Here is a 26166-nt window from a genome sequence, read left to right on the forward strand (position 1 = left end):
AAAATGACAGTAAGCAAATTTGTCCAAGTTCGTAGAGATTTACATAAAATTCCGGAGATCGGATTTAAAGAGTGGAAAACACAACAGTATATTTTAGATTATATAGGAACGCTTCCTAATGAATATTTGGAAGTGAAAACATGGAAAACAGGTGTAATTGTTAAAGTAAATGGAAAAAATCCAGAAAAAATAATAGGTTATCGTGCAGATATAGACGGTCTACCAATTACAGAGGAAACTGGATATGAATTCTCTTCTGTTCATGAAGGAATGATGCATGCATGTGGACATGATTTGCATGCAACAATCGGTTTAGGACTTCTAACAGCGGCTGTAAGCGAAAGAATAGATGATGATCTTGTGTTTATATTCCAACCAGCTGAAGAAGGTCCAGGTGGTGCACTTCCTATGTTAGAAAGCGATGAGTTAAAAGAATGGAAGCCTAATATGATTCTTGGACTTCATATTGCGCCTGAATACTCTGTGGGAACAATTGCTACAAAAGAAGGTTTATTATTTGCGAATACATCAGAGCTATACGTTGATTTAAAAGGAAAAGGCGGACATGCTGCATATCCGCATACAGCAAATGATATGATTGTTGCAGCGAGTCATCTCGTTACACAACTTCAAACAGTTATTAGTCGTAATGTGAACCCTCTTGACAGTGCGGTAATTACAATTGGGAAAATTACAGGTGGTACAGTTCAAAACATTATCGCAGAAAAGTCTCGTTTAGAAGGAACAATTCGAACGCTATCAGTGGAATCAATGAAACGTGTTAAAAGCCGAATTGAGGCAATTGTTGCGGGAATAGAAGCTTCTTTTCAATGTGAAGCTGTTATTGACTACGGAGCGATGTATCATCAAGTGTATAACCATGAGGAGCTAACGAGAGAGTTTATGCAATTTACACGTGAACAAACGAATATGGACGTAATTACGTGTACGGAGGCAATGACAGGTGAAGACTTTGGTTATATGCTTCGAGAGATACCTGGATTTATGTTTTGGCTTGGAGTAAATTCAGAATATGGTTTACATCATGCGAAATTAAAGCCAGACGAAGAGGTTATTGAGAAAGTAATTGTATTTTTAAATCAATATGTGAAGTGGAAGGGAAATAGAAAGTGAACTTACTCGCTAATTGTGCAATAGTTTAGAGTGGGGACTTCTTAGTTCAGAGACGAAAACATCTTTCGTATTTGTTAGTGTTAGACATCTTCATACAAATGAGTAAAGTTAAATTTGACGTCTTAATAATGAGCAGGGGGTTTTTAGCCACTGCTCATTATTAATTATTGCTAATAGGGAAGATAATTATTTAACTACCCTATATATGTTTACTTTTAGTATGAAAAGTGTGTAAAATCAATGTGATACATAGAAAAAAGGGTGGGGAATTACGTGCAAATTAGCAGTGCGATTTTATGTTTCGTCTTATATGCATATGTTATTATTGCGGCGGTTTATTTTGGGATAAGTTTTTACGCCTATCGTTTAGCAAATAATAGTGAATATGAAGAAACATACAAATGGGTGAAAAGATATTTGTCACCTGTACTAGAAATTATGAATGGATTTGTTCTTTTTTTATTTATTGGATTAATTGCTTTCTCAACGAGTTTAGTAGGGAATAAGACTACGTTATTTGTACTAGGTATCATTATTTTTATGCTATTAGGAATTCGGATTGGTAATACGGTGTTTTGGAACGAAAGAAAAATAGATGGTTGGACAGGGATGTTTATTCCATGTATGTTAGCTGCAATTGTGACGAATATAGAACATGAATATTATCAATTACATTTTTGGCTTATCATTGTTTTAACAATCCTCTCTGTTTTGTATATAAGTACTGTCGTGCTAACATACATCGCGAATGAAAAAGGAGATGCAAAAGGTGCGCACTTCTTTAGAGGGCGTGCATTATTATGGAGTGTGCCGACGATGGCAGTTATAGGAATTATTGCGATATTAGTAAATGGATATCAATTTACTAATTGGCAATTGTTTTTAGAAACTTGGTGGATCTTCATTGTTTCGCTTGTAGCTTTTTTAGGCGCAACACATTATTTATTCCATCAACATCATTACATATTGGCACTGTTATTCGCATTTACACAACTTTTATTTGCTTTTTTCGGACAAGAAACGCTATTGTTCGTTTTTGAAACATTTAGTTCATTTGGAAATATATTTGTATTTGGTATGTTAATTTTCGGTATCGCGTTTTATTTACAACAGTATTTTTATATGCAAAAACAAAAATAAGAAGTATATACAGGTTTTTGTAGCGAATTTAAAGTATGTTACAATAAAAGTACATAGTATTTGATGTTATTGGAGGAATTCCTGTGGGCGAAAAAGAGAAAGAATTTGCTGTTATTGGGCTTGGCCGTTTTGGTGGAAGTATTTGCCGTGAATTAGCTCAATTAGGTATGGAAGTAATGGCAATTGACTCAGATGAGGATAAAATTAATGAGTTTGCAAATATAGCTTCGCATGCTGTAATTGCAGATTCAACAGATGAGATGGTATTAAAAAGTCTTGGTATTCGTAATTTTGATCATGTAGTCGTTGCTATTGGAGATAATTTGAATTCAAGTATTTTAACAACGTTAATTTTGAAAGAATTAGGTGTGAAAAATATTACTGTAAAAGCTCAAAATGACTATCATGAAAAAGTGTTAAGTAAAATAGGGGCAGATCATATTGTGCATCCAGAACGAGATATGGGAAAAAGGATTGCTAATAATATCGCATCAAGTAATGTGTTAGATTACCTAGAGCTTTCAGATGAGCATAGTATTGTAGAGATTATCGCAAATAAAAAAATTGATGGGCACTCTTTAATTGAATTAGATATTCGTGCGAAGTTTGGTTTAAACATTGTAGCAATTAAACGTGGGAAAGAAGTTATCGTATCTCCTCGAGCTACAGAAAACGTTCAGGCGGGAGATATATTAATTGTAATTGGTCATGACGATGAAGTAGATCGTTTTAAGCATTTTTTAAGATAAGAGAAAAGGACAATGCCGAGGAGGCATTGTCCTTTTTCTTATATTTCCATAATGATTGGTAAAATCATTGGACGACGTTTCGTTTTTTCGTATAGGAATGGTGCTAATGTGTCTGTAATCTCATTTTTAATTTCAGACCATTGTGTTGTTTTTCGCTCCATTACTTTTTCTAAATGTGTTGTAATTAATGTTTGAGCATCGTTGATTAAATCGCTGCTTTCACGCATATAAACGAAACCACGCGAGATGATATCAGGTCCTGCTGCAACTTTAAATTCTTTCATATCAATGCTTACAACTACAATAACAAGTCCTTCTTCAGAAAGAATGCGACGATCACGTAATACGATATTACCGATATCTCCAATACCATTTCCATCGATATAGACAGAGCCAGATGGGATTTTCCCAGCTACGCTTGCTTCATCAGAACGTAAAGCAAGAACATCTCCATTATCCATAATGAAACAATTTTCTTCTGGAATACCACAATCATTCGCTAATTTCATATGCATACGTTGCATACGATATTCACCATGAATTGGCATGAAATATTTCGGCTTAATAAGACGTAGCATTAACTTTTGTTCTTCTTGTCCACCGTGTCCACTCGTATGAATATTAGAGAGTTTACCATGGATTACATCAGCACCAGCGCGGTACAACATGTTAATTGTACGACTTACACTAATTGTATTGCCTGGGATTGGTGAAGAAGAGAAAACAACTGTATCGCCAGGGATAATTTGAATTTGACGATGTGTACCATTGGCAATACGTGAAAGTGCTGCCATCGGCTCCCCTTGACTACCTGTACATAACATAACAACTTTATTAGCTGGTAGGCGGTTTAGCTGAGCTGTGTCTATGAATGTATCCTTTGGACACCGGATATAACCAAGGTTTTGTCCGATTTCAATAGCCGCTTCCATACTTCGACCGAATACAGCTACTTTACGATTGTTTTCAACAGCAGCCTCAACAACTTGTTGTAAGCGATGGATATTCGATGCAAAGGTTGCGAATATAATACGACCGTCTACTTTGCGGAATATATCTTGAATACTATCACCAACGCGGCGCTCAGACATCGTAAAGTTTGGCACTTCACTGTTTGTACTATCAGATAAGAGACAAAGTACACCGTCTTTTCCGATCTCGGCCATTTTTGTTAAATCTGCTGGCTCACCTACTGGTGTGAAATCAAATTTGAAATCACCTGTATGAACGACTTGTCCTTGAGGTGTTTTCACAACAACTCCGTATGAATCCGGAATACTGTGAGTTGTACGGAAGAAGGAAACAGATGTCTTTTTAAATTTAATAACATCATCTTCTTGAATTTCATAAAGTTTTGCTTTACGAAGTAATCCGTGCTCTTCTAATTTGTTTTTTATTAGGGCAATTGCTAATTTTCCGCCGTAAATTGGAATGTTTACTTGACGTAATAGATAAGGAATTCCACCAATATGATCTTCGTGACCATGTGTAATGAATAACCCTTTAATTTTATCTTCGTTTCGCACAAAATAAGTGTAATCTGGTATTACATAATCGATCCCGAGGAGTTCGTCTTCTGGAAATTTAATTCCAGCATCAATTATAATAATTTCATCTTGAAATTGAACAGCATATGTATTTTTACCGATTTCACCAAGACCACCGAGGGCAAAAACGGCAGCTTGATCATTTTTTAGGAATTTCATATGACTATACGATCTCCGCTAATATTAAATCAGCGTTTTGTTTTTCATATTCAAGATGAGCACCAGTAACAGACTGAACGAACTCGATATTATATGCGAACTTATTTAATTTTTTACGGACATCCTTTTGAGACGTAGCCTCTAAATATAAAACTTTTGTATTTTCACGTACTGGGACCTCAGTTAATTTTTCTTGATAAAATACTTTAAAAATCATTGGGAAAACCTCTCCTTGTCTATGTTTTGCATTATCTGTTACTTATTATAAAGCAAACAGTCACGATTTTCATGTTTTTTCGAATGAGAATGAAGAAAAAGCCCGAAATGGGCACAATTTAAGCGATTGTCTTCTTACGGACTAAATCGTTTAAATAACGCTTGAGCTTTTTCTTCAGCTTCTTCAGCATGATTACTCCTTCCTTTCCTTATTTTAAACATGCATATTACTAATGATAACTCCGTCTCTCATACAAGAAAGAAGATTAGAAGTGAATAGTGAATCTTGTTCTTTTTAGTATAGTGTAAGTTATCTTGTAGTAACGATTAGTAGCCGTTAGTTATAGATATAGTATGAGGAAGAATAGAAAAGAAAATTCATCCGAACAAGTATCCACATTTTTTCACTAATAGTATATGCACATTTCATAAATAAGGTCAGAAAGTGAACGCTTTCTTCACAGATGTTTAATATGTTATACTTTTTTTGAAATTTGAAAAGTGATAATCAAAATAGGAATATAGAGTGCCAGAAAGGATTTTGACAAATGAATGATAAAATTGTCTTTTTTGATATTGATGGAACATTATTAGATCATGATAAGAAAATTCCGCAATCTACAAGAGATGCAGTAAGAGATTTACAAGAAAAAGGTGTGCATGTAGCGATTGCGACAGGGCGTGCGCCATTTATGTTTGAAGATATTCGTGAGGAACTCAATATACATAATTATGTTAGTTTTAACGGGCAGTATGTTGTATTTGAGGATGAGGTATTATTTAATAATCCATTACATCCTGATGCTCTACATAAGTTTACTCAGTTTGCAAAACAAGAAGGATATCCACTTGTATATCTTGACCATCAAGAAATGAGAGCGTCAGTGGAATATCATGATTATGTAAAAGAAGGTTTTGGAAGCTTACAATTCGAGCATCCGGCATATGAACCTGATTTTTATGAGAAACGCGATATTTATCAAACGCTTCTTTTTTGTGAAGTAAACGAAGAAGAAAAGTTTATTCATCATTATCCAGATTTTCATTTTATACGCTGGCATGCATATTCAATGGATATTATCCCTAATGGTGGTTCTAAGGCAAAAGGGATTGAGAAGTTTATTGAGAAAATAGGATTTAATCGTGAACAAGTATATGCATTTGGGGACGGATTAAATGATTTAGAAATGATTGAAGCAGTAGGAACGGGCATTGTGATGGGGAATGGTCATGAGGATTTGAAAAAACTTGCTAATTATGTGACAAAAGATGTTAATGAAGACGGTATTTATCACGGATTAAAGTGGGCTGGCTTGTTATAAGTAAGTGTGGAACCCATTTCATATAGTAAAAAGGCGGAAGGTTAACTTCCGCCTTTTTACTATTATCGCTCGAGAGGTTTTGAATCATCGGGAGCCACAAATGGATTGTCTTTATTAATATGGTCATAGAACATAACACCGTTTAAATGGTCGATTTCATGTTGGAATACAATTGCTGGTAAACCTTTTAATCGCAGTTTTACGTCTTCACCGTTAATCGTTGTTGCCTTTACTGTAATTCTCGTGTAACGAGGGACATAACCAGGTACTTCACGGTCTACAGATAGACAGCCTTCACCATTTTGTAAATATGTACGTTCAACAGAATGACTAATGATTTTTGGGTTAAATAATGCGTAGCTATATAACGTATCGTTCGTATCAGTTACATGAACCGCAATCATTTTCTTTGAAATACCGATTTGCGGAGCCGCTAATCCGATTCCGGGGCGTAAATTATATTTTTCAGCCATTTCAGGGTCCTGGCTATTTATTACAAATTCAATCATTTCTTTAAGAGTATTTGTATCTTCCTCGCTAGCAGGTAGGGAGACCTCTTCTGCGACGTCGCGCAAAATAGGATTTCCTTCACGAATTACCTCATTCATTGTAAGCATATGTAATCTCTCCTTTCTTCTTTAGTCTACCAAAGGAGATAAAAAAAGTCATCGGCAAGTAAGGAAGAGCTACTGGGAAACAAATCTTCTACAGATAAGTTATGTAATAAAAAGAAAAGACGGCAAAGCCGTCTGTTTCTTTCCATAGTTGTTTCATTTTACATTAATTAGCGAATGCAAGCAGCACCAACGATAATTAAAAGGATAAACAACACAACGATTAAGGCGAAGCCGCTTCCAGATCCGCCACAAGAACCGCCATAACCGTAGGAAGGATATGAACAAGTTGTTGGATAGCAATATGAGTATCCGTACATGAGATGACCTCCTTTATCATTTCCCGCTAATACTGCGGTTACTATAATGTATGGAGGAATGATCAGAATTGTATAGGTATTTACCTATAAAAGGAAGAAGTGTTTGTATAATTTTCTTGAGAAGAGAGAAAAACTAAGGAGAATTAAATCGTTTACATATTATTCTAAGAGAAAAAATAAGTTAAAAAGGGAATAATATAACAGCAGGTTATTGCTTACTAATACAGATGTGAAAAATAAAAACACGTTTGTGTAGAGGAAACCGGCATATTATTTATAAAAAAACGTATTCAAAGTAATTGACATCGTAATTAGAATAGTTGTAAACTAAAAAACGTGATCAAGATTGTATTAATATGTTTTTGAAAAAACATTAGTACAGATTGTTAGGTACACAAAATTATTCTCAACCGACAAACAAATTTGTTGGTTTACATTGTTGCGCTTTCAGTCTAGCTAATAGATAGTGAAAGCGTTTCAGAATATGGTTCAAGAGAGGAAGAGGTGAACGGAATGGGTACTAAAACAAAAAAGACCCTATTTAATGTTGATGAGCAAATGAAAGCTATCGCAGCTCAATTTGAAACATTACAAATTTTAAATGAAAAAGGCGAAGTTGTGAATGAAGCAGCTATGCCTGAATTATCTGATGATCAATTAAAAGAATTAATGCGCCGTATGGTGTATACTCGCGTACTAGATCAACGTTCTATTTCTTTAAACCGTCAAGGACGTTTAGGTTTCTACGCACCAACTGCTGGACAAGAGGCTTCTCAATTAGCAAGTCATTTCGCACTTGAAGCAGAAGATTTCATCTTACCAGGATATCGTGACGTTCCACAATTAGTGTGGCACGGTCTACCATTATACCAAGCATTCTTATTCTCTCGTGGACATTTCATGGGTAACCAAATGCCTGAGAATGTAAATGCACTTGCTCCACAAATCATTATCGGTGCGCAAATCATCCAAACTGCTGGTGTTGCGTTAGGTATGAAATTACGTGGTAAAAAATCTGTTGCAATTACTTACACTGGTGACGGTGGTGCTTCACAAGGTGACTTCTACGAAGGTATGAACTTTGCGGGTGCATTCAAAGCTCCAGCAATCTTCGTTGTACAAAACAACCGTTATGCAATCTCTACTCCAGTAGAAAAGCAATCTGCAGCTAAAACTGTAGCACAAAAAGCAGTAGCAGCAGGTATTTACGGAATTCAAGTAGACGGTATGGATCCATTAGCTGTATACGCAGCAACTGCTTTCGCTCGTGAGCGCGCAGTAAATGGCGAAGGTCCTACTTTAATCGAGACTTTAACATTCCGTTATGGTCCACATACAATGGCTGGTGATGACCCAACTCGTTACCGTACAAAAGATATCGAAAACGAATGGGAACAAAAAGATCCAATCGTACGCTTCCGTGCATTCTTAGAAAACAAAGGCCTATGGTCTCAAGAAGTTGAAGAGAAAGTTATCGAAGAAGCAAAAGAAGATATCAAACAAGCAATTGCTAAGGCTGACCAAGCTCCAAAACAAAAAGTTACTGATTTAATGGAAATCATGTACGAAAAAATGCCTTACAACTTAGCTGAACAATATGAAATTTACAAAGAAAAGGAGTCGAAGTAAGCCATGGCTCAAATGACAATGATTCAAGCAATCACTGATGCTTTACGCGTTGAAATGAAAAATGATCCTAACGTACTTGTGTTTGGTGAAGACGTTGGTGTAAACGGCGGAGTATTCCGTGCTACTGAAGGTTTACAAGCTGAATTCGGTGAAGATCGTGTAATGGATACTCCACTTGCAGAGTCTGGTATTGGTGGACTTGCAGTTGGACTTGCACTTGAAGGCTTCCGTCCAGTTCCAGAAATCCAATTCTTCGGTTTCATTTATGAAGTAATGGATTCAGTTTCTGGTCAATTAGCTCGTATGCGTTACCGTTCTGGTGGACGTTGGACTGCTCCAGTAACAATTCGTTCTCCATTTGGTGGTGGTGTTCATACTCCTGAACTACATGCTGATAGCTTAGAAGGATTAGTGGCACAACAACCTGGTCTAAAAGTTGTTATTCCATCTACTCCATACGATGCAAAAGGTCTTTTAATCTCTGCGATTCGTGACAACGATCCAGTTATCTACTTAGAGCATATGAAATTGTACCGTTCATTCCGTCAAGATGTACCAGAAGGTGATTACACAATTGATTTAGGCAAAGCTGACATCAAACGTGAAGGTACAGATGTATCTGTTATCGCTTATGGTGCTATGGTTCATGCTGCATTAAAAGCTGCTGAAGAACTTGAAAAAGAAGGTATCTCTTTAGAGGTTGTTGACTTACGTACAGTTCAACCATTAGATATCGAAACAATCATCGCTTCTGTTGAAAAAACAGGCCGCGTAGTTGTAGTTCAAGAAGCTCAAAAACAAGCTGGTATTGCAGCTAACGTTGTAGCGGAAATTAACGACCGTGCAATCTTAAACTTAGAAGCTCCAGTTGTACGTGTTGCAGCTGCTGATACAGTATTCCCATTCTCTCAAGCTGAGAGCGTATGGTTACCAAACCATAAAGATATTGTTGAAGCTGTTAACAAAGTAATGAACTTCTAATTTTTAGTTTTTCATGTGCAAAAGAAATCAGCACATGCTGGTTTCTTTTGTACATATTCCATAATAATGAAATGAATCAGGGGGCTGAATTCCGTGGCATTTGAATTTAAACTACCAGATATCGGTGAAGGTATCCACGAAGGTGAAATCGTAAAATGGTTTATTAAACCAGGCGATGAAGTAAATGAAGACGATGTACTTCTTGAAGTACAAAATGATAAAGCAGTAGTAGAAATCCCTTCTCCTGTTAAAGGTAAAGTACTTGAAGTACTTGTAGAAGAAGGAACAGTTGCAATTGTAGGAGATACATTAATTAAATTTGATGCTCCTGGATACGAAAACCTTAAATTTAAAGGTGACGATCATGATGAAGCTCCAAAAGCTGAAGAAGCAGCAGTAGAAGCTCCAGCAGCGGAAACTACTCCAGCAGCAACTGCAGAAGTAGTAAATGAGCGTGTAATCGCTATGCCATCTGTTCGTAAATATGCTCGTGAAAAAGGTGTAGATATTCATAAAGTAGCTGGTTCTGGTAAGAACGGCCGTGTTGTGAAAACTGACATCGATGCATTTGCAAATGGTGGACAAACTGTAGCAGCAACTGAGGCTCCAGCAGCAGTAGAAGCTACTCCAGCAGCAGCAGCGAAAGAAGAAGCACCAAAAGCACAACCAATCCCAGCTGGTGAATATCCAGAAACTCGTGAGAAAATGAGTGGTATCCGTAAAGCGATTGCGAAAGCAATGGTTAACTCTAAGCATACAGCTCCTCACGTAACATTAATGGATGAAGTAGATGTAACAGAACTTGTTGCTCACCGTAAGAAGTTCAAAGCTGTTGCAGCTGACAAAGGTATTAAATTAACTTACCTTCCGTACGTTGTAAAAGCTTTAACATCTGCATTACGTGAATTCCCAATGTTGAATACTGCTTTAGACGATGCTTCTCAAGAAATCGTTCATAAACATTACTTCAACATCGGTATCGCAGCTGATACAGACAAAGGTCTATTAGTACCAGTTGTTAAAGATACAGATCGTAAATCTATCTTTACTATTTCTAACGAGATCAATGAACTTGCTGGTAAAGCACGTGATGGTCGTTTAGCTCCAACTGAAATGAAAGGTGCTTCTTGCACAATTACAAACATTGGTTCTGCAGGTGGACAATGGTTCACTCCAGTTATCAATCACCCAGAAGTAGCAATCCTTGGTATCGGCCGTATCGCTGAGAAACCAGTTGTGAAAAACGGTGAAATCGTTGCAGCTCCAGTATTAGCATTATCTCTAAGCTTTGACCATCGTTTAATTGACGGCGCAACTGCTCAAAAAGCATTAAACCAAATTAAACGTCTATTGAATGACCCACAATTATTAGTAATGGAGGCGTAATAACAATGGTAGTAGGAGATTTCCCAATTGAATTAGATACAGTCGTTGTTGGTGCAGGTCCTGGTGGATACGTTGCGGCAATTCGTGCAGCACAATTAGGTCAAAAGGTAGCGATTATTGAAAAATCTAACCTTGGTGGCGTATGCTTAAACGTTGGATGTATTCCTTCAAAAGCGTTAATCAATGCAGGTCATCGTTATGAGAATGCAATGCATTCTGATGACATGGGTATCACTGCAGAGAACGTAAAAGTTGACTTTACAAAAGTTCAAGAATGGAAAAACGGCGTAGTTAAGAAATTAACTGGCGGTGTTGAAGGCCTTCTTAAAGGTAACAAAGTTGAAATCATTCGCGGTGAAGCTTACTTCGTAGATGCTAACACATTACGCGTAATGACTGAAGATGCAGCACAAACTTATACGTTTAAAAATGCTGTTCTTGCAACTGGTTCTACACCAATCGAAATTCCAGGATTCAAATACTCTAAACGTGTTATCAACTCTACAGGCGCTTTAAGCTTACCTGAAATTCCTAAAAAACTTGTTGTAATCGGCGGCGGTTACATCGGTATGGAATTAGGTACTGCATATGCTAACTTCGGTACAGAAGTTACTGTAGTAGAAGCTGGCGACGAAATCTTAGCTGGTTTCGAAAAAGCTATGAGCTCTGTTGTTAAACGTGCTCTACAGAAAAAAGGTAACGTAAATATCCATACAAAAGCTATGGCTAAAGGCGTTGAAGAAACAGAAACTGGCGTAAAAGTTAGCTTTGAAGTTAACGGTGAAATCCAAACTGTAGAAGCAGATTACGTATTAGTAACTGTAGGTCGTCGTCCAAACACTCAAGAAATCGGTCTTGAGCAAGTTGGAATTAAAATGACTGACCGTGGCATTATCGAAATTGATGAGCAATGCCGTACAAATATTTCAAACATCTATGCAATCGGTGATATCGTTCCTGGACCACCATTAGCTCACAAAGCTTCTTACGAAGGTAAAGTAGCTGTTGAAGTAATTAGTGGCCATGCATCAGCAATTGATTACATCGGAATTCCTGCAGTATGCTTCACTGATCCAGAATTAGCATCTGTTGGTTACACTAAGAAACAAGCTGAAGAAGCAGGAATGACAGTAGCTGTATCTAAGTTCCCATTCGCTGCAAACGGTCGTGCGTTATCATTAAACAGCACTGACGGTTTCTTACAACTTGTAACACGTAAAGAAGATGGTCTTCTTGTAGGTGCACAAGTTGCAGGTGCAGGTGCTTCTGATATTATTTCTGAGATTGGTTTAGCTATCGAAGCTGGAATGACAGCTGAAGATATCGCTCAAACAATCCATGCTCACCCAACATTAGGTGAAATCACAATGGAAGCAGCTGAAGTTGCTCTTGGAATGCCAATTCACATTGTAAAATAATTTAAGTAATGTAAATAACCCATCTCTTATTTAAAGAGATGGGTTATTTTTATTTTCATAAAATGACTTGCAAGGTCTTTATATGTACTTGTCGAATGAATATATAATACTTTAAATGAACGGTTAGCATATATGCCGTTATATAATATGTAATTGATTCAAACTTAATCCCATATATTAATAAAATAGAGCATGTCAAAGGAGAAGGTTCCATGAGAATATTACATGTTATATTTTATCATTTTCTATTATGGAGTGGTTTTTCCATTGTATTAACATTATCAAATGGTGATAAGTTTCATTATAAAGTAATTCTCTTTTTCGTATTTCTTTATTTGGCATATGTGATTGCATGTTTTGTATTACACGTAAGAAAGCAGGCATTATTCCTTACGTGTTCAAATTGCATACTTTTTTTAATCATATTCTCTATTTTTTAAATTAACGTTTATAGAAATACATTGTTCTTCCATTAAATAGTTGTAACTCTCCTTCTAATTTCTTCGCTAGAAAACGGCTAAATTCATTTGCTTTTCCTTTATCACCAAATGTTGCTGTAGTAGGCAAAGAAACCTGAATAAAAGATTGTTCCTTTTCTATTCCAATCCCAACATAAATAGAATCATATCGATCGTGACTCGATTGGAGTTTTAATGTTGTTGCTGATGTATCTAATATTTCATAAGGAAAAGCTGTATTTGTATAAGCATAATTAATTTGATCACCAGTCTTGGAAGTAACGGTTTTATAGTTATGAAAAAGGTGTTTAACATCTTCTATTGAAACAGATTGTTGATTGGATTTAGGTACAAGTGTGATAAAGGCGTGTTGCATACAAATTCCCCCTTAACTTAGTAGAATAATATCATTCTACATCCTACTGAATTTTTTGACAATTAAAAGGAGTATTACTTTTTTTGTTTAATATATTAATGAGTAGGAAGTGTTATTTAGAAAGGTGGAAACTCATGTTTGAAAAATTGTATGATGAGCATGAAAGTGTGAAGGTACGATTTTTAGGATTTATGACGCATGATACACGTTATGATTTTGGAGTTATTTATACAAATATGTTTTTTGGAAAGCCACTTATTGTTTGTATGCAAACAGGGAGATCTACTTTGCTTGGGAGAGATGATGTAGAAAATGTTCCATATATACAGGAAACTTTTAAGTTAGGATCGGAAGAGGAGGCGGAGGAGTTAGCTCAGTTTTTTAAATTTCTTGTTCCGTCTACTTCTTTGCATGCGGAGTATGAAGAATAATTAACAAGAAACAGTCGTACGTATGAGATATGGCTGTTTTTTTGTGTTAATATCGCATACTAATTTAATTTTAAAATATTTAATGTGTTATACTAAAAACCTATTGACGTAAAAAGTATAACATATTAAAATAAAGACAGAAAGTTAAGCGGTTACAAAAGTTTTTGGGATTATAAACTTAGGGGGAAATGAAAAATGGGAACAATCGTATGTCAAGATTGTGAAGGTACAATTGCACACTTCGAGGATGAGAAAGTAACGGTACTTTACGGGAAATGTGGATCTTGCGGATGTGATCACACAGAACATACAAAAGCCCAATAATTGATAGGAAATTGACAGCTAAAAGTTTTTAGGACCATAAACTTAGGGGGAAATGAAAAATGGGAACAATCGTATGTCAAGTTTGCGAAGGAACAATCGGACATTTTGAGGATGAGAAAACGACAGTACTTTATGGGAAATGTGGTTCCAATTGTGACTGTGCTAGTAGAGACAATGCGAAAGCTTAATCATATATAAGTAGATTATTCTTAAAAATCAGGGGGAAATGAAGATGGGAACAATCGTATGCCAAGTTTGTGAAGGAACAATCGCACATTTTGAAGATGAAAAATCAACAGTACTTTATGGGAAATGTGGATCTCATTGCGAATGTGACCATAAAGAACATACAAAAGCTTAATAATTAAGAAAAAACGCCTACACATGTAGGCGTTTTTTTAATAGATTGTAGTTGTATGTCCGACTGTTGCAACAATTGCATCATCTCTAATAGGAATAAATCCTATTGATGTTTGTGGCGTGTTAGGAGGGGCATATTGGCTCATCATACGGCTATCAATACGAGTAATAAAATCGGTTAAATAAGCTGAAATAAAAGCATAAGGAATCCTTCGTTCATTTAATGAATAAATAATTTCCTCTTTCGTTTTTACGCCTACGCCATGTCCGTAAAAAAAGAAGTTTCCTAGATAGATTGTATTCTCTCCTTGCCACTCAATCGTAGCTGGATTAACTTGTGGGTTTTTAAAGTAAACGAGGTCACCTGGAACGATATCGCCACTCGTTTTTGTTATGAGCTTTAAGTCGCGATCGTAGTCCCATGTATAAAGTAAGAGGTTTGCGAATAGACGGTTGAAAGTTTTTTCCTCATATAATGATAGTAATGCTTTGTAAAAAATGATAATCATTGCGGTGGCACATTCAGTTCCATATAGTTTTCCGTTTTTAAAAATATCTTGGATGGCAATGGAAGGGGCTATGTTTGGGAGTAGTTGAAATCCGCCAAGTGATGTTCTTTCCCAAAACTGAGGGTTGCAAAAAGATTGTTGAAACGTACGAAACTGAAATCCACTTTGAAAAAGTTCTAGCGCGGAAGTAATAATATTAACTCGTAAATTAAGATCAAAGCTGAGTTCATCGGCTGTTCGGAAGGAATAAACTTCTTGATTTCCCGCCATTATGGATAAAATCTGTTGTTTTTCAGCTGCAAATGGCTCATATTCATTTGTGATATAAGGGTGTACAATAGAACGGCCTATCACAATCATAATGGTATCCCCACCTATACGTTACAGATTTCGCGATACGGGAAATCCTATATTGGACTTTAGACATAGGATGAAAGTATCGCTTTTTCATAGAAAAACATTTATCCCGCTATTTGCGGGCAGTAAGAATTCCACCTCAAAATTCGGCTGGAGCCCTGCTGCCCGTAAACGCCCGATTGGTGAAGGCTAATAATCAGTGGGGATGAACAAAATCCCACTGATTAAAGTTTCACTTTATATTTTGGTAGACTTTAACTACAGACAAGTACAAGTCTTTAAAACGCCAATGTGTTCTTTGAAAAAAGATAGCATAGGGAGTTCGATAGCCGAATTCAAGCTATCGGTAAAATGATATGTGTCGTCAAGAACAAGACGCTAAAACACCTGAACACGAATCTGTACGGTTATGGTATAGTACCGTAGCTCACGAACCTATACGATCTGTTGTGAGAGTGGTGATGGCACACCGCAATCTTGCACGTCAGCGATACCAGAAATGGACTTCGCCTTAGGTAGCAAGAATCCCACTGATGTTAGTCAGCTTGCCCCATTAGGGTGGGAATGTCAAATTCTTTAGTATCGTATGAAAAAAGAGAAAAAAGGTGAAAGAAAAGCCTATCAACTGATAGGCTTGTACTCTTTAATAACACGTAATGTTTGTAATGTCATATCTTCAGGACCTTGTACAGGTAACCCAGCTTCTAAATTTTTAAGAATATACTCTAAGTTATCTTGTGTAATAATTTCCCCCGGAGTAAAGATTGGAATCCCTGGCGGATAAACCATAACAAAATCAGCTATAATACGACCTGCTGCGTTTTCAAATGGAATGACTTCTGTTTCTGAATAAAAAGCATCTCTAGGAGAAAGTGCTAGCACAGGTATTTCAGGTATTTCTACTTGTACTTGAACACCTTTGTCTGCTCTATTTCTATATGTTGCTGCTAAATCCTGTAATGCTGTAATAAGTGTATCTGTTTCACTTTCTGTATCTCCAAATGTGATAAGACAAAGTATGTTATATAAATCAGAGAGTTCTACTTCAATGTTGTAATGTTCTCTAAGCCATACTTCAGCCTGATGGCCTGTAATACCTAAATTTTTTACAGATACAATTATTTTTGTAGGATCATAGTTAAAAGTAGCATCTGTTCCTAGCATTTCTTTTCCAGGACAATAAAGATGTTCAATAGCATTAATAGCATTACGAACATGCTCAGCTAATTGTATTGTTTGTTCTATGAGAGCTGTTCCTTCTGTAGCAAGACGTTTTCTAGCAACATCAAGAGATGCTAACAAAATGTAAGAAGTTGATGTAGTCGTAAGCATGCTAATAATGGATTGAACATGTTTTACGTTAACAAGACCCTCTTTTACATTAAGGATAGAGCTTTGGGTTAAAGACCCTCCTAATTTGTGAACACTTGTTGCTGCCATATCTGCACCCGCTTGCATAGCTGATATCGGCAGTTCATCATGAAAATGGATATGAACACCGTGAGCTTCATCAACAAGTACAGGAATATCGTAAGAATGAGCTAATTCTACAATTTGCTCTAAGTCTGCAGCAAACCCAAAATATGTTGGATTTATAACAAGTAAGCCTTTCGCATCTGAGTGCTCTTCAAGAGCCTTTTTGACAGATTGAATTGTGATCCCATGTGAAATACCGAGCTTCGGATCAATCTCAGGATGCATGAAAATTGGTTTTGCACCTGAGAAAATAATAGCGGACATTACTGATTTATGCACATTCCGTGGCACAAGGATTTTATCCCCAGGGCCGCAAACGCTCATCACCATTGTCATAATTGCACCACTTGTACCTTGAATAGAAAAGAACGTATGATCTGCACCGAAAGCAGCGGCTGCTAAATCCTGTGCGTCTTTAATCATACCCTTTGGATGATGTAAATCATCGAGCGGCGCAATATTAATTAAATCAATTGCTAATGCATTATGCCCAATAAACTCGCGAAATGTAGGATCCATGCCCTGCCCTTTTTTATGACCAGGAATATGGAATTGAACTGGATTTCGCTTACTGTGCTCAACTAAAGCGGTAAACAATGGTGTTTCGTATTGGGACAATCTATACACCCCTTCTTCTTCGTAATATTTATTAGAGTTTGTTTTATATGATTTCATCTCATTCTAAAAGCAAATTAAGATGGCAAACTTTTAGAACTTGACTTGTTTTTCTGCCATTCGCAAAAGCCTTTTTGGGGATGGTAGTCTCACTTTATTCTCTATAAAACAAAAGCATTATATCACCAATAATTATAGATGTATAGAAAAATCGCATTTTCAAGGTGAGTATGTTTAATAGTTATATTTTAAATACTGCAAAGAGGAAGACAATTCCATTGAAATGGATAAATGGTGTATAATGCAGAGTGGCTATAGTGAAGAATAAAAGGTTGTCTTAAAGGTAGCATAATGGAAAAAGAAAGAATACTGAATGAGGTGTAAAAATGGAATATCAATATCCACTTGATTACAATTGGTCAAATGAAGAAATGGTAGCAGTTGTAAAGTTTTATGAAGCGATTGAAAAGGTATACGAAAAAGGAGTTTTGAGAGAAGATTTGATGGAATTATATCGTCGTTTTAAAGAGATTGTGCCATCGAAGGCAGCGGAGAAAAAAATTGATAAAGAATTTCAAGAAGTAAGTGGATATTCTATATATCGTACGATTCAAAAAGCAAAGGAAGTAGCAGAAAAAAAGATCGTTAAAATGTGAAAATATTTTGAAAAATAAAATATGAAGTGCTATAATGTGATAACAACTAAAAACGGACAATATAAATTGTCCGTTTTCTACTATCGATTACAAAGTGCATATAAAGGAAGGAGTGGTTGCATCGTAGATTCAATCTTAGCAAGGAATTGTTCATTGGTCATTGCTGAAAACTCCTCTGGTGATATATGAATACCGACTAATAACTCTGCTTTTTTCACAGTAGCTAAACGTTCAATCATCTTTTGTAAGTCTTCCGTTTCAAGCGTTTTATGTAGTTTTACACCTGGTTTAGTATGGTCAATGGACCAAACGAAGTCATTTGGAATATTTGTTTTTAAATCATTTAAATGTTCTAAGAAGGCGTGAGCCGTCTCCACTTTTTGTGGACACTCATAGATTAAACCAAAGTATATGAAGGCGTGAGTACCCCATAAACCAATTTGAAAGTGTGGTAACATTTTATATCCACGTTTATTTGTTGAAAAAGCAACCCAAGTATCGTTTGGTGGATTGACTTTGCGGCGTGCATGTTTTGCTACATGGTAGAAAAAGTTTTCATCAGTTTGTTGTGATAAATATTCTGCAAATTGTTCCCCTAAAGCTTCTAGCTTAGGATGAATATTCGTTTTAATTGCGCTCATTCGTTCTTCAAGACCATCAACAGTAAAGACTTCAAAATCAGTTGATGTGAATGTTTGTAGTGTCATGATTGTTCCTCCAACTCCTATTTTGTTTTAATTTTAGCATAGCTTGTACTATTCATAAAAAAAACATCACAAAAAAATTTAAATAAAAAAATATAATTTTGTTGCATAGATGATTTATCCAACATAGTATAGTATAAAACAAAAAATCAGAAAATTGAATCAATTCTAGTCCGAGGGCAGACGAATATTGGGAGGAGGCAAAAAAATGAGACAGGTGATTAATGCGTTAAAGAGAACAGATGCTGAAAAGAGAATTCCGGTGCTACGTTTGGAGCTAGATTATGAATTAGCAACTTTATATGATGCGATGATGGATAACGACAAACAGAAAAAAGAAGAGTGCGTACAAAAATTAGAAGTGTTAAGACTTGAAATGATCCGTTTAGAAGCGTAATAATAGTATATGTATAAATAATTAGTTGGTGCGAACCTTATAAAGGGTTCGTTTTTTCTGTGAACAGTATAGATCGGAGTGTTTAAACATGCAAGAAGTATGGAAAGACATCGATACACACGCGAAACAGTGGATTCGAGAAGCCGGAGAACAATTAATGGCGTCACTGAAAAAAACACTTATTATAGAAACAAAGTCAAATGCAGCTGATCTAGTAACAAATATGGACCGAGAAACGGAGCAGTTTTTAATTGGGAAAATTAAAGAAACATTCCCGGCTCATAATATTTTAGGAGAAGAAGGCTATGGAGATGAGATTACCTCTTCTAATGGGGTTGTTTGGTTAATTGATCCAATTGATGGCACGATGAACTTTGTTCATCAAAAAAGAAATTTCGCAATCTCAATCGGGATTTATGAGAACGGTATCGGAAAGATTGGTCTTATTTATGATCCAGTTCATGACGAACTATATCATGCGGTAAAGGGAGAAGGGGCTTTTTGCAATGATTTAGCTATTCCCATGTTGGAAAAAGGAACGGTAGAGCATGGAGTTATAGCTTTGAATGCGATATGGCTTACTGATAATCCATTGCTTAATATGGAAAAAATGATGATGCTCGTTAAGAAGGCGAGAGGTACGAGGTCATATGGTTGTGCAGCGTTAGAAATGGTATATGTTGCCACGGGAAGATTAGACGCATATGTAACACCGCGCTTATCGCCATGGGACTTTGGCGGGGGACAGATTATTGTAGAGGAAGTTGGCGGTAAAGTGACAACGTTCTTGGGAACGCCTCTTTCTATTGTAGAGAAAAGCAGTGTGTTAGTTGCAAAACCAGGAGTATACGAAGAATTATTACCATTTGTATCGCAATAATGAAAAAAAGTAAGAGGCATAAAGAAGCTTCTTACTTTTTAATGTTATTGCGATTTACGCATTTTTCTTTTTGTTACAAAACCGTATCCAACTGTAACAAATGTGCCGATAATGCAAATAATAATGCCGATGGGACTATTTTCAGCAATCATAATTCCGATACCAATTAAGAAGATAACACCGATAATTGCTGTTAATAAAAAGCGATATTGAATGTGTTCCATTTCTTCACCCTCCAATCTTATTTTACTTTCACAAAAGTAAGAATACAACTATATTTTCATTCTTGATTTTATTTTGATTGCCATTGTATCCCCTTCGCTCTTATAATAGAGAAGGATTAAAAAGACATTAGGAGTTGGACATGTTGAAAAAACGACAAGATTTACGAAATATAGCAATTATTGCCCACGTTGACCATGGTAAAACAACACTTGTTGACCAGTTATTACGTCAAGCGGGGACGTTCCGTGCGAATGAACATATTGAAGAACGCGCAATGGACTCAAATGATCTAGAAAGAGAACGTGGTATTACAATTTTAGCGAAGAATACTGCGATTCACTATGAAGATAAAAGAATTAACATTTTAGATACACCTGGTCACGCTGACTTCGGTGGAGAAGTAGAACGTATCATGAAAATGGTTGATGGTGTTCTACTTGTAGTTGATGCATATGAAGGTTGTATGCCACAAACACGATTTGTTTTAAAGAAAGCTCTTGAGCAAAACTTAACTCCAATCGTTGTTGTAAACAAAATTGACCGTGACTTCGCTCGCCCTGATGAAGTAGTTGATGAAGTAGTTGACTTATTCATCGAACTTGGTGCAAACGAAGATCAATTAGAGTTCCCAGTTGTATTTGCATCAGCAATGAACGGAACAGCAAGCTTAGATTCAAATCCAGCAAATCAAGAAGAGAATATGAAATCATTGTTTGACACAATCATTGAACATATTCCAGCACCAATTGATAACAGCGAAGAGCCACTTCAATTCCAAGTAGCACTTCTTGATTACAATGACTATGTTGGTCGTATTGGGGTTGGACGCATATTCCGCGGTACAATGAAAGTAGGACAACAAGTTGCATTAATGAAAGTTGACGGAAGTGTAAAACAATTCCGTGTAACTAAATTATTTGGTTACATTGGATTAAAACGTCAAGAAATTGAAGAAGCAAAAGCTGGAGATTTAGTAGCTGTTTCAGGTATGGAAGACATTAACGTAGGTGAAACGGTATGTCCGGTTGAGCATGAAGAGGCTTTACCATTATTACGTATTGATGAGCCAACATTACAAATGACATTCCTTGTAAATAACAGCCCATTTGCAGGTCGTGAAGGTAAATTCATTACTTCTCGTAAAATTGAAGAGCGTCTTCGTTCACAATTAGAGACAGATGTAAGTTTACGTGTAGATAATACAGATTCTCCTGATGCATGGATCGTATCTGGACGCGGAGAGTTACATTTATCTATCTTAATTGAAAACATGCGTCGTGAAGGTTATGAACTACAAGTATCTAAGCCTGAAGTAATTATTAAAGATGTCGATGGCGTAAGAAGTGAGCCTGTAGAGCGCGTACAAATCGATGTTCCTGAAGAATACACTGGTTCTATTATGGAATCAATGGGCGCACGTAAAGGTGAAATGTTAGATATGGTGAATAACGGAAACGGTCAAGTTCGCCTTACTTTCATGGTTCCAGCACGTGGGTTAATTGGTTACACAACAGAATTCCTAACATTAACTCGTGGTTATGGTATTTTAAACCACACATTTGATTGCTACCAACCAGTACATGCTGGACAAGTGGGTGGACGTCGCCAAGGTGTTCTAGTTTCACTTGACACAGGAAAAGCATCACAATATGGTATTATGCAAGTTGAAGATCGCGGTGTAATCTTCGTTGAACCAGGTACAGAAGTATATGCTGGTATGATCGTTGGAGAACATACACGTGAGAATGATTTAACAGTTAACGTTGTAAAAATGAAACAACAAACTAACATTCGTTCTGCGACGAAAGATCAAACTTCATCAATGAAAAAACCACGCTTAATGACTTTAGAAGAGTCATTAGAGTACCTAAACGATGATGAGTTCTGTGAAGTAACTCCAGAATCAATTCGTCTACGTAAAAAGATTCTTGATAAGAGTGAGCGCGAAAGAGCTGCTAAGAAAAAGAAATCTGTTGAAGCATAAAATAATAGAACAGCTACCTTTTATAAAGGTAGCTGTTTTTTTGTTTTTTGTTTATTTTTTAGAATATTTACTCTTTTTTGTGGACAGTATTTTTTTTGCGAGTTACTCTTGTATTAAGTACATAAAGAGAACTTGTTTCATGAGAAGGGGTGAAAGATAGTGTTAGAAAGAATGTCATTTTTCGCGAAACTTTGTAAAGTTGATGAAAATCCAGAGTTAGGGATGTGGTTGCTTTATGGAACAATAATTTTATTAAGTGCACTTGTATATAATTTAGGATTTGCAAGGAAGCTATCGGTACTAAAAAATATAGTGATATATACATCTTTAGCAATTGGATGCACGGTATTAACTTTTTTTGCAGTTTTTTTACCCGTTGGAGAGGGGCTCGTTGTAGCGGCAATTGTACTTGGAATTTATAGACTGCGTTTACGTCAAGCTAAACAACAAAAAACAGGGTGAAAAAAGGAGGGGCTTTCATGCGCTCAGTACAAGATGCATTATATAATTGGTTAACAATTAAAACGGTTGCGGAAGCACGTCCAGATGATAGAGCTGCACAAGAAACGTATGTATTATTTCAAAATATGATATATGAAGAGCATAAATTACGAAATGTAGAAGTTGAAAAGAACGAGGAAATGTATTTGATTACATATGAAATTGATGGAGAAATAAGGTGTGCAAGATTTCCGGTAGAAGCCATTGATTGTTTTTTGGATCAGATGAATCGTGAACCAGAAAAATACAAATAAGTCCTTATCTATATGATTAAGGACTTATTTCCGGTTTACCAATCGTCTTCTACTTTTTTATCACGATATAATCGGAAATTACCACTCGCATGGCGTTCCGTAGTACGCTCTGCAATTCGTTCCGTACATTCCATGCACATATATGTATGAATAGGGCGATTACGCAGTTTTTTTGCCATAGGATTTTCGTCATCTAACATATCTTTTTTATCACAAATCATACATTTGACTCTCATTTCGTCACCTCAATACGAATTCTATCAGTATAAGTATATCATGGAAGTATAATGTTTTTGAATAATAGCGGGAAAAAATAATATTTTCGCAATTTGAAAAATAGGTTATGATAAGGATATATAAATAATATTTGGAGGTGGAAATATGGCGAATGTAGTTGAGCCTACATTGACAGGTGATTTAGTACAATCTTTGCGTAAAGAGTGTATCGTTATGATAGCAACAACAGATTTCGAAAAACAAATTCCTAATGTAAGTGCTATTTCTTGGGTATATGCAGTGAGTGAAACTAGTATTCGATTTGCGGTAGATCAACGCTCACGTATTGTGGGGAATATACGGCATAGTGCAGGGGTTGTATTGACTATAATGGCGAATGAATCCGTATTTTCCATAAGTGGTGAAAGTGAAATTTTAACAGATAGAATGGAAGGGATTCCTCTAAAATTAACGGTAGTAGAAGTGAATGTACAAGAAGTTCGTGATGTTATGTTTTATGGTGCGAAACTTGCTACTGAACCAACATATGAAAAAACATATGATCTTCGAGCAGCTAAAAAGCTTGATAACCAAGTATTAGTAGGAATGAAAGAATTATAAAGAAGATGAATAGGAACATCGTTCATAAACTTTTACAAGTGAGTATTGTGATTTAATGTGAAAAATTATAATAAAAAGTAATATATTGAATAGAAATGAATAAAAAATAAAGAAAAGGTTTAATTTCTATGAATTTCGATTCTACCTCGTTTTTACGGTACATATAATTATAACAATGGTTCGTCCATATTTTATGGATGAAACCCTTGTTCTACAAATTTAAAAGTGGAGTCAGGGGGTAACAGGTTGGATAAAATTTATGTGTTAGATACGAATGTACTTTTGCAGGATCCTTTATCTATTTTTTCATTTGCAACAAATGAAGTAGTGATTCCAGCAGTTGTATTAGAAGAGGTTGATTCGAAAAAACGTTATATGGATGAAGTAGGACGAAATGCTCGCTATGTATCTAAGTTAATCGACAAATTTCGCGAAATAGGAAAGCTGCATGAAAGTATTCCGTTAGAAAACGGCGGTACATTTCGTATTGAATTAAATCATCGCTCATTTGTTCAACTGCAAGATATTTTTGTAGAAAAAACAAATGATAATCGAATTTTAGCGGTAGCGAAAAACCTCTCTTTAGAAGAACAAGAAAAAGAGGACGGGAAATCAGTTATTTTAGTAAGTAAAGATGTACTCGTAAGGGTAAAAGCTGATGCAATTGGTTTGAAGGCCGAAGATTATTTAAGTGACCGAGTAATCGAAGTGGAAAATATATATTCAGGATTTTTAGAAGGGTATATATCAAAAGAACAGTTAGATTATTTTTATGAAAAAGGTGAACTACCTTTATCTGAAATCGCAAATCATCCTTTTTATCCAAATCAGTTTGTTGTAATGAAAGATGCACTAGGGGGTTCTAGTTCTGCACTTGGGATTGTGGATCATTTAGGTAAGAAGGTAAAGAAACTTATTTTTCACAATGAACAAGTGTGGGGGATACGTCCGCGAAACGTGCAGCAAATTATGGGATTAGAATTGCTACTTCGGGAAGATATTCCACTTGTAACGTTAACAGGGAAAGCCGGTACAGGAAAAACGTTACTTGCATTAGCTTCGGGACTAATGCAAACGGAAGATTTAGGGTTATATAAAAAACTACTTGTCGCGAGACCAATTGTACCGGTAGGGAAAGATATAGGCTATTTACCAGGAGAGAAAGAGGAAAAATTAAGACCGTGGATGCAGCCGATTTTTGATAATCTAGAGTATTTATTCAATACGAAAAAGCCTGGGGAGCTAGATGCTATTTTAGCTGGAATGGGTTCGATTGAAGTAGAAGCGCTTACCTATATACGCGGGAGAAGTATTCCAGACCAGTTCATTATAATTGACGAGGCACAAAATTTAACGAAGCATGAAGTAAAGACGATATTAACAAGGGTAGGCGAAAAAAGTAAGATTGTATTAATGGGGGATCCTCAGCAAATTGATCACCCGTATTTAGATGAATATAATAACGGTTTAACATATGTTGTAGAGAAGTTTAAAGAACAACGTATTAGTGGTCATGTAAAGTTTGTTAAAGGAGAGCGTTCTAATTTAGCACAACTAGCAGCGGATTTATTATAAAAAGGAGTGAGCTTAAGCTCACTCCTTTTTTGCCTTTTAATTATACAATTTAAACGATTGTAAATTTACGGATGTTACGAATCGGATTTTGTCTATTAGATCCATCATGGAAATATAGATGAACAGGCCCGTCTTCTCGTAATGGTTTACCTTCTTTTGAAAAACCAAGAATAGCTTTATGGGCTGTTTCTAACGGAAGTGTAATTGTATTGTCTGTGGTTTCAATTTCGACATGAGTAGCATCTTCTAAAATTTCAGCATTTTTTAGAAATGGATGAAGCGGTATGCCAAATGTCCCGTTAATAAGCTGTTCTTTTTTATATTTCTTTACACTTTGTTGTATTGGTGGGAAGGCAGCACCATCACGGATTTCGCGATCCCAATGCTCTGAAGTATGTTTTAAGTATGTTTCTAATTCGGATGATTCCTCTCTAGTTTCATCAAAGTAGGTTGTCAAATCTATTTTTCGATCATCGAAAATCCATACAGTTGGATCGATAGTGATTGGAAAACGAACTTTTCCATTAATAAATAAAATTTCGCTCATTGTTGTTCCCCCATTTGTGTTATACTCCCACTTTTCAGTATAATAGTATTAGACACTGTTGTCACAAAAAATGTTTCTATTGCAA

Annotated in this window: 32 protein-coding genes; 21 read left to right on the forward strand and 11 right to left on the reverse strand. The window is 36.0% G+C overall.

The features are described 5' to 3' along the window. Positions 1–3 precede the first annotated feature (3 nt). From JFT89_RS28355 to JFT89_RS28365, 3 genes are all read left to right on the forward strand, one after another. Entirely contained in the window at positions 4–1134 is a 1131-nt protein-coding gene (locus JFT89_RS28355) for an N-acetyldiaminopimelate deacetylase (RefSeq protein ID WP_002066927.1), read from the forward strand. Between the two features lie 273 nt (positions 1135–1407). Next, positions 1408–2274 carry a hypothetical protein gene (locus JFT89_RS28360; protein WP_002014843.1) on the forward strand — a complete coding sequence of 289 codons (867 nt, stop codon included), beginning with the start codon at positions 1408–1410 and terminating at the stop codon, positions 2272–2274. A gap of 83 nt (positions 2275–2357) precedes the next feature. Continuing rightward, entirely contained in the window at positions 2358–3023 is a 666-nt protein-coding gene (locus JFT89_RS28365; RefSeq protein ID WP_000504033.1) for a potassium channel family protein, read from the forward strand. A 38-nt stretch (positions 3024–3061) separates the two neighbouring features. On the opposite strand, the gene rnjA is transcribed toward JFT89_RS28365, so the two are convergent. Together rnjA and JFT89_RS28375 are read right to left on the reverse strand one after the other, a co-directional pair. Further along, positions 3062–4729 carry a ribonuclease J1 gene (gene rnjA / locus JFT89_RS28370; RefSeq protein ID WP_002033834.1) on the reverse strand — a complete coding sequence of 556 codons (1668 nt, stop codon included), beginning with the start codon at positions 4727–4729 and terminating at the stop codon, positions 3062–3064. 4 nt (positions 4730–4733) lie between these two features. Next, positions 4734–4946, reverse strand: a complete 213-nt coding sequence (locus tag JFT89_RS28375) for a DNA-dependent RNA polymerase subunit epsilon (RefSeq protein ID WP_000576436.1) — start codon at positions 4944–4946, stop codon at positions 4734–4736. Positions 4947–5493: 547 nt separating this feature from the next. Between JFT89_RS28375 and JFT89_RS28380 the strand changes: the two genes are divergently transcribed. Beyond that, on the forward strand, positions 5494–6267 hold the full coding sequence (locus JFT89_RS28380) for a Cof-type HAD-IIB family hydrolase (protein WP_002014845.1): 774 nt from the start codon (positions 5494–5496) through the stop codon (positions 6265–6267). Positions 6268–6329: 62 nt separating this feature from the next. Here the strand turns inward: JFT89_RS28380 and def are convergent, their stop codons facing one another. Beyond that, positions 6330–6884, reverse strand: a complete 555-nt coding sequence (gene def / locus JFT89_RS28385; protein WP_002014846.1) for a peptide deformylase — start codon at positions 6882–6884, stop codon at positions 6330–6332. Between the two features lie 167 nt (positions 6885–7051). After that, positions 7052–7201, reverse strand: a complete 150-nt coding sequence (locus JFT89_RS28390; protein ID WP_002014847.1) for a YjcZ family sporulation protein — start codon at positions 7199–7201, stop codon at positions 7052–7054. Between the two features lie 513 nt (positions 7202–7714). Between JFT89_RS28390 and pdhA the strand changes: the two genes are divergently transcribed. From pdhA to JFT89_RS28415, 5 genes are all read left to right on the forward strand, one after another. Further along, complete coding sequence (gene pdhA, locus JFT89_RS28395; protein WP_000536893.1) at positions 7715–8830, forward strand: pyruvate dehydrogenase E1 component subunit alpha; 1116 nt, start codon at positions 7715–7717, stop codon at positions 8828–8830. 3 nt (positions 8831–8833) lie between these two features. Next, entirely contained in the window at positions 8834–9811 is a 978-nt protein-coding gene (gene pdhB, locus JFT89_RS28400) for a pyruvate dehydrogenase complex E1 component subunit beta (RefSeq protein WP_000068162.1), read from the forward strand. A gap of 93 nt (positions 9812–9904) precedes the next feature. Then, on the forward strand, positions 9905–11197 hold the full coding sequence (pdhC, locus tag JFT89_RS28405) for a pyruvate dehydrogenase complex dihydrolipoyllysine-residue acetyltransferase (RefSeq protein WP_002033838.1): 1293 nt from the start codon (positions 9905–9907) through the stop codon (positions 11195–11197). A gap of 5 nt (positions 11198–11202) precedes the next feature. Beyond that, complete coding sequence (lpdA, locus tag JFT89_RS28410; RefSeq protein WP_002014851.1) at positions 11203–12615, forward strand: dihydrolipoyl dehydrogenase; 1413 nt, start codon at positions 11203–11205, stop codon at positions 12613–12615. 212 nt (positions 12616–12827) lie between these two features. Beyond that, the gene (locus tag JFT89_RS28415; protein WP_002088334.1) at positions 12828–13055 is read left to right on the forward strand and encodes a hypothetical protein; all 228 of its coding nucleotides are present in this window, start codon (positions 12828–12830) and stop codon (positions 13053–13055) included. 1 nt (position 13056) lies between these two features. On the opposite strand, the gene JFT89_RS28420 is transcribed toward JFT89_RS28415, so the two are convergent. Continuing rightward, complete coding sequence (locus JFT89_RS28420) at positions 13057–13449, reverse strand: DUF1885 family protein (RefSeq protein ID WP_002014853.1); 393 nt, start codon at positions 13447–13449, stop codon at positions 13057–13059. Positions 13450–13583: 134 nt separating this feature from the next. Between JFT89_RS28420 and JFT89_RS28425 the strand changes: the two genes are divergently transcribed. The 4 genes from JFT89_RS28425 to JFT89_RS28440 all read left to right on the forward strand — a co-directional run bounded on the left by JFT89_RS28425 (position 13584) and on the right by JFT89_RS28440 (position 14565). Next, positions 13584–13880, forward strand: a complete 297-nt coding sequence (locus JFT89_RS28425) for a DUF3055 domain-containing protein (RefSeq protein ID WP_000462037.1) — start codon at positions 13584–13586, stop codon at positions 13878–13880. 195 nt (positions 13881–14075) lie between these two features. Continuing rightward, positions 14076–14204: a GapA-binding peptide SR1P gene (locus JFT89_RS28430; RefSeq protein WP_000536778.1), complete on the forward strand. Its 129-nt coding sequence runs from the start codon at positions 14076–14078 to the stop codon at positions 14202–14204. Between the two features lie 59 nt (positions 14205–14263). Beyond that, positions 14264–14392, forward strand: coding sequence for a GapA-binding peptide SR1P (locus tag JFT89_RS28435; RefSeq protein WP_002033839.1), 129 nt, complete (start codon positions 14264–14266; stop codon positions 14390–14392). Positions 14393–14436: 44 nt separating this feature from the next. Next, the gene (locus JFT89_RS28440) at positions 14437–14565 is read left to right on the forward strand and encodes a GapA-binding peptide SR1P (protein WP_000536785.1); all 129 of its coding nucleotides are present in this window, start codon (positions 14437–14439) and stop codon (positions 14563–14565) included. Positions 14566–14602: 37 nt separating this feature from the next. Here JFT89_RS28440 and JFT89_RS28445 read toward each other — a convergent pair whose 3' ends face one another. Both JFT89_RS28445 and speA read right to left on the reverse strand, forming a co-directional pair. Beyond that, the gene (locus JFT89_RS28445; RefSeq protein WP_002066931.1) at positions 14603–15433 is read right to left on the reverse strand and encodes a protein-glutamine gamma-glutamyltransferase; all 831 of its coding nucleotides are present in this window, start codon (positions 15431–15433) and stop codon (positions 14603–14605) included. A 618-nt stretch (positions 15434–16051) separates the two neighbouring features. After that, complete coding sequence (gene speA / locus JFT89_RS28450; protein ID WP_016096192.1) at positions 16052–17524, reverse strand: arginine decarboxylase; 1473 nt, start codon at positions 17522–17524, stop codon at positions 16052–16054. A gap of 383 nt (positions 17525–17907) precedes the next feature. Between speA and JFT89_RS28455 the strand changes: the two genes are divergently transcribed. Beyond that, entirely contained in the window at positions 17908–18177 is a 270-nt protein-coding gene (locus JFT89_RS28455) for a UPF0223 family protein (protein WP_002066915.1), read from the forward strand. A gap of 80 nt (positions 18178–18257) precedes the next feature. On the opposite strand, the gene JFT89_RS28460 is transcribed toward JFT89_RS28455, so the two are convergent. Then, on the reverse strand, positions 18258–18884 hold the full coding sequence (locus tag JFT89_RS28460) for a YktB family protein (RefSeq protein ID WP_002014864.1): 627 nt from the start codon (positions 18882–18884) through the stop codon (positions 18258–18260). Between the two features lie 205 nt (positions 18885–19089). On the opposite strand from JFT89_RS28460, the gene JFT89_RS28465 reads away from it, so the two are divergent. Both JFT89_RS28465 and JFT89_RS28470 read left to right on the forward strand, forming a co-directional pair. After that, entirely contained in the window at positions 19090–19278 is a 189-nt protein-coding gene (locus tag JFT89_RS28465; protein WP_002121995.1) for a hypothetical protein, read from the forward strand. A gap of 88 nt (positions 19279–19366) precedes the next feature. Next, positions 19367–20158, forward strand: a complete 792-nt coding sequence (locus tag JFT89_RS28470) for an inositol monophosphatase family protein (protein WP_002033721.1) — start codon at positions 19367–19369, stop codon at positions 20156–20158. A gap of 44 nt (positions 20159–20202) precedes the next feature. On the opposite strand, the gene JFT89_RS28475 is transcribed toward JFT89_RS28470, so the two are convergent. After that, positions 20203–20382 carry a DUF5325 family protein gene (locus tag JFT89_RS28475; RefSeq protein WP_000400127.1) on the reverse strand — a complete coding sequence of 60 codons (180 nt, stop codon included), beginning with the start codon at positions 20380–20382 and terminating at the stop codon, positions 20203–20205. Positions 20383–20522: 140 nt separating this feature from the next. Between JFT89_RS28475 and typA the strand changes: the two genes are divergently transcribed. From typA to JFT89_RS28490, 3 genes are all read left to right on the forward strand, one after another. After that, positions 20523–22367, forward strand: a complete 1845-nt coding sequence (gene typA / locus JFT89_RS28480) for a translational GTPase TypA (RefSeq protein WP_002066916.1) — start codon at positions 20523–20525, stop codon at positions 22365–22367. A 159-nt stretch (positions 22368–22526) separates the two neighbouring features. Beyond that, positions 22527–22829, forward strand: coding sequence for a YlaH-like family protein (locus JFT89_RS28485; protein WP_002066917.1), 303 nt, complete (start codon positions 22527–22529; stop codon positions 22827–22829). Positions 22830–22846: 17 nt separating this feature from the next. Further along, complete coding sequence (locus JFT89_RS28490; RefSeq protein WP_002014793.1) at positions 22847–23122, forward strand: hypothetical protein; 276 nt, start codon at positions 22847–22849, stop codon at positions 23120–23122. A 35-nt stretch (positions 23123–23157) separates the two neighbouring features. Here the strand turns inward: JFT89_RS28490 and JFT89_RS28495 are convergent, their stop codons facing one another. Next, positions 23158–23358, reverse strand: a complete 201-nt coding sequence (locus tag JFT89_RS28495; RefSeq protein WP_002088318.1) for a YlaI family protein — start codon at positions 23356–23358, stop codon at positions 23158–23160. A 145-nt stretch (positions 23359–23503) separates the two neighbouring features. On the opposite strand from JFT89_RS28495, the gene JFT89_RS28500 reads away from it, so the two are divergent. Together JFT89_RS28500 and JFT89_RS28505 are read left to right on the forward strand one after the other, a co-directional pair. Beyond that, a complete protein-coding gene (locus JFT89_RS28500) occupies positions 23504–23959 on the forward strand; it encodes a PNPOx family protein (protein WP_002014791.1) in 456 nt (151 codons plus the stop codon). A gap of 246 nt (positions 23960–24205) precedes the next feature. Then, positions 24206–25534, forward strand: coding sequence for a PhoH family protein (locus tag JFT89_RS28505; RefSeq protein WP_002066912.1), 1329 nt, complete (start codon positions 24206–24208; stop codon positions 25532–25534). Between the two features lie 49 nt (positions 25535–25583). Here the strand turns inward: JFT89_RS28505 and JFT89_RS28510 are convergent, their stop codons facing one another. Continuing rightward, positions 25584–26081, reverse strand: coding sequence for a molybdopterin-binding protein (locus JFT89_RS28510; protein WP_002066913.1), 498 nt, complete (start codon positions 26079–26081; stop codon positions 25584–25586). Between the last annotated feature and the right edge of the window lie 85 nt (positions 26082–26166).

The sequence above is a fragment of the Bacillus sp. TH25 genome, assembly GCF_016650935.1.
Lineage (GTDB): Bacteria > Bacillota > Bacilli > Bacillales > Bacillaceae_G > Bacillus_A > Bacillus_A mycoides.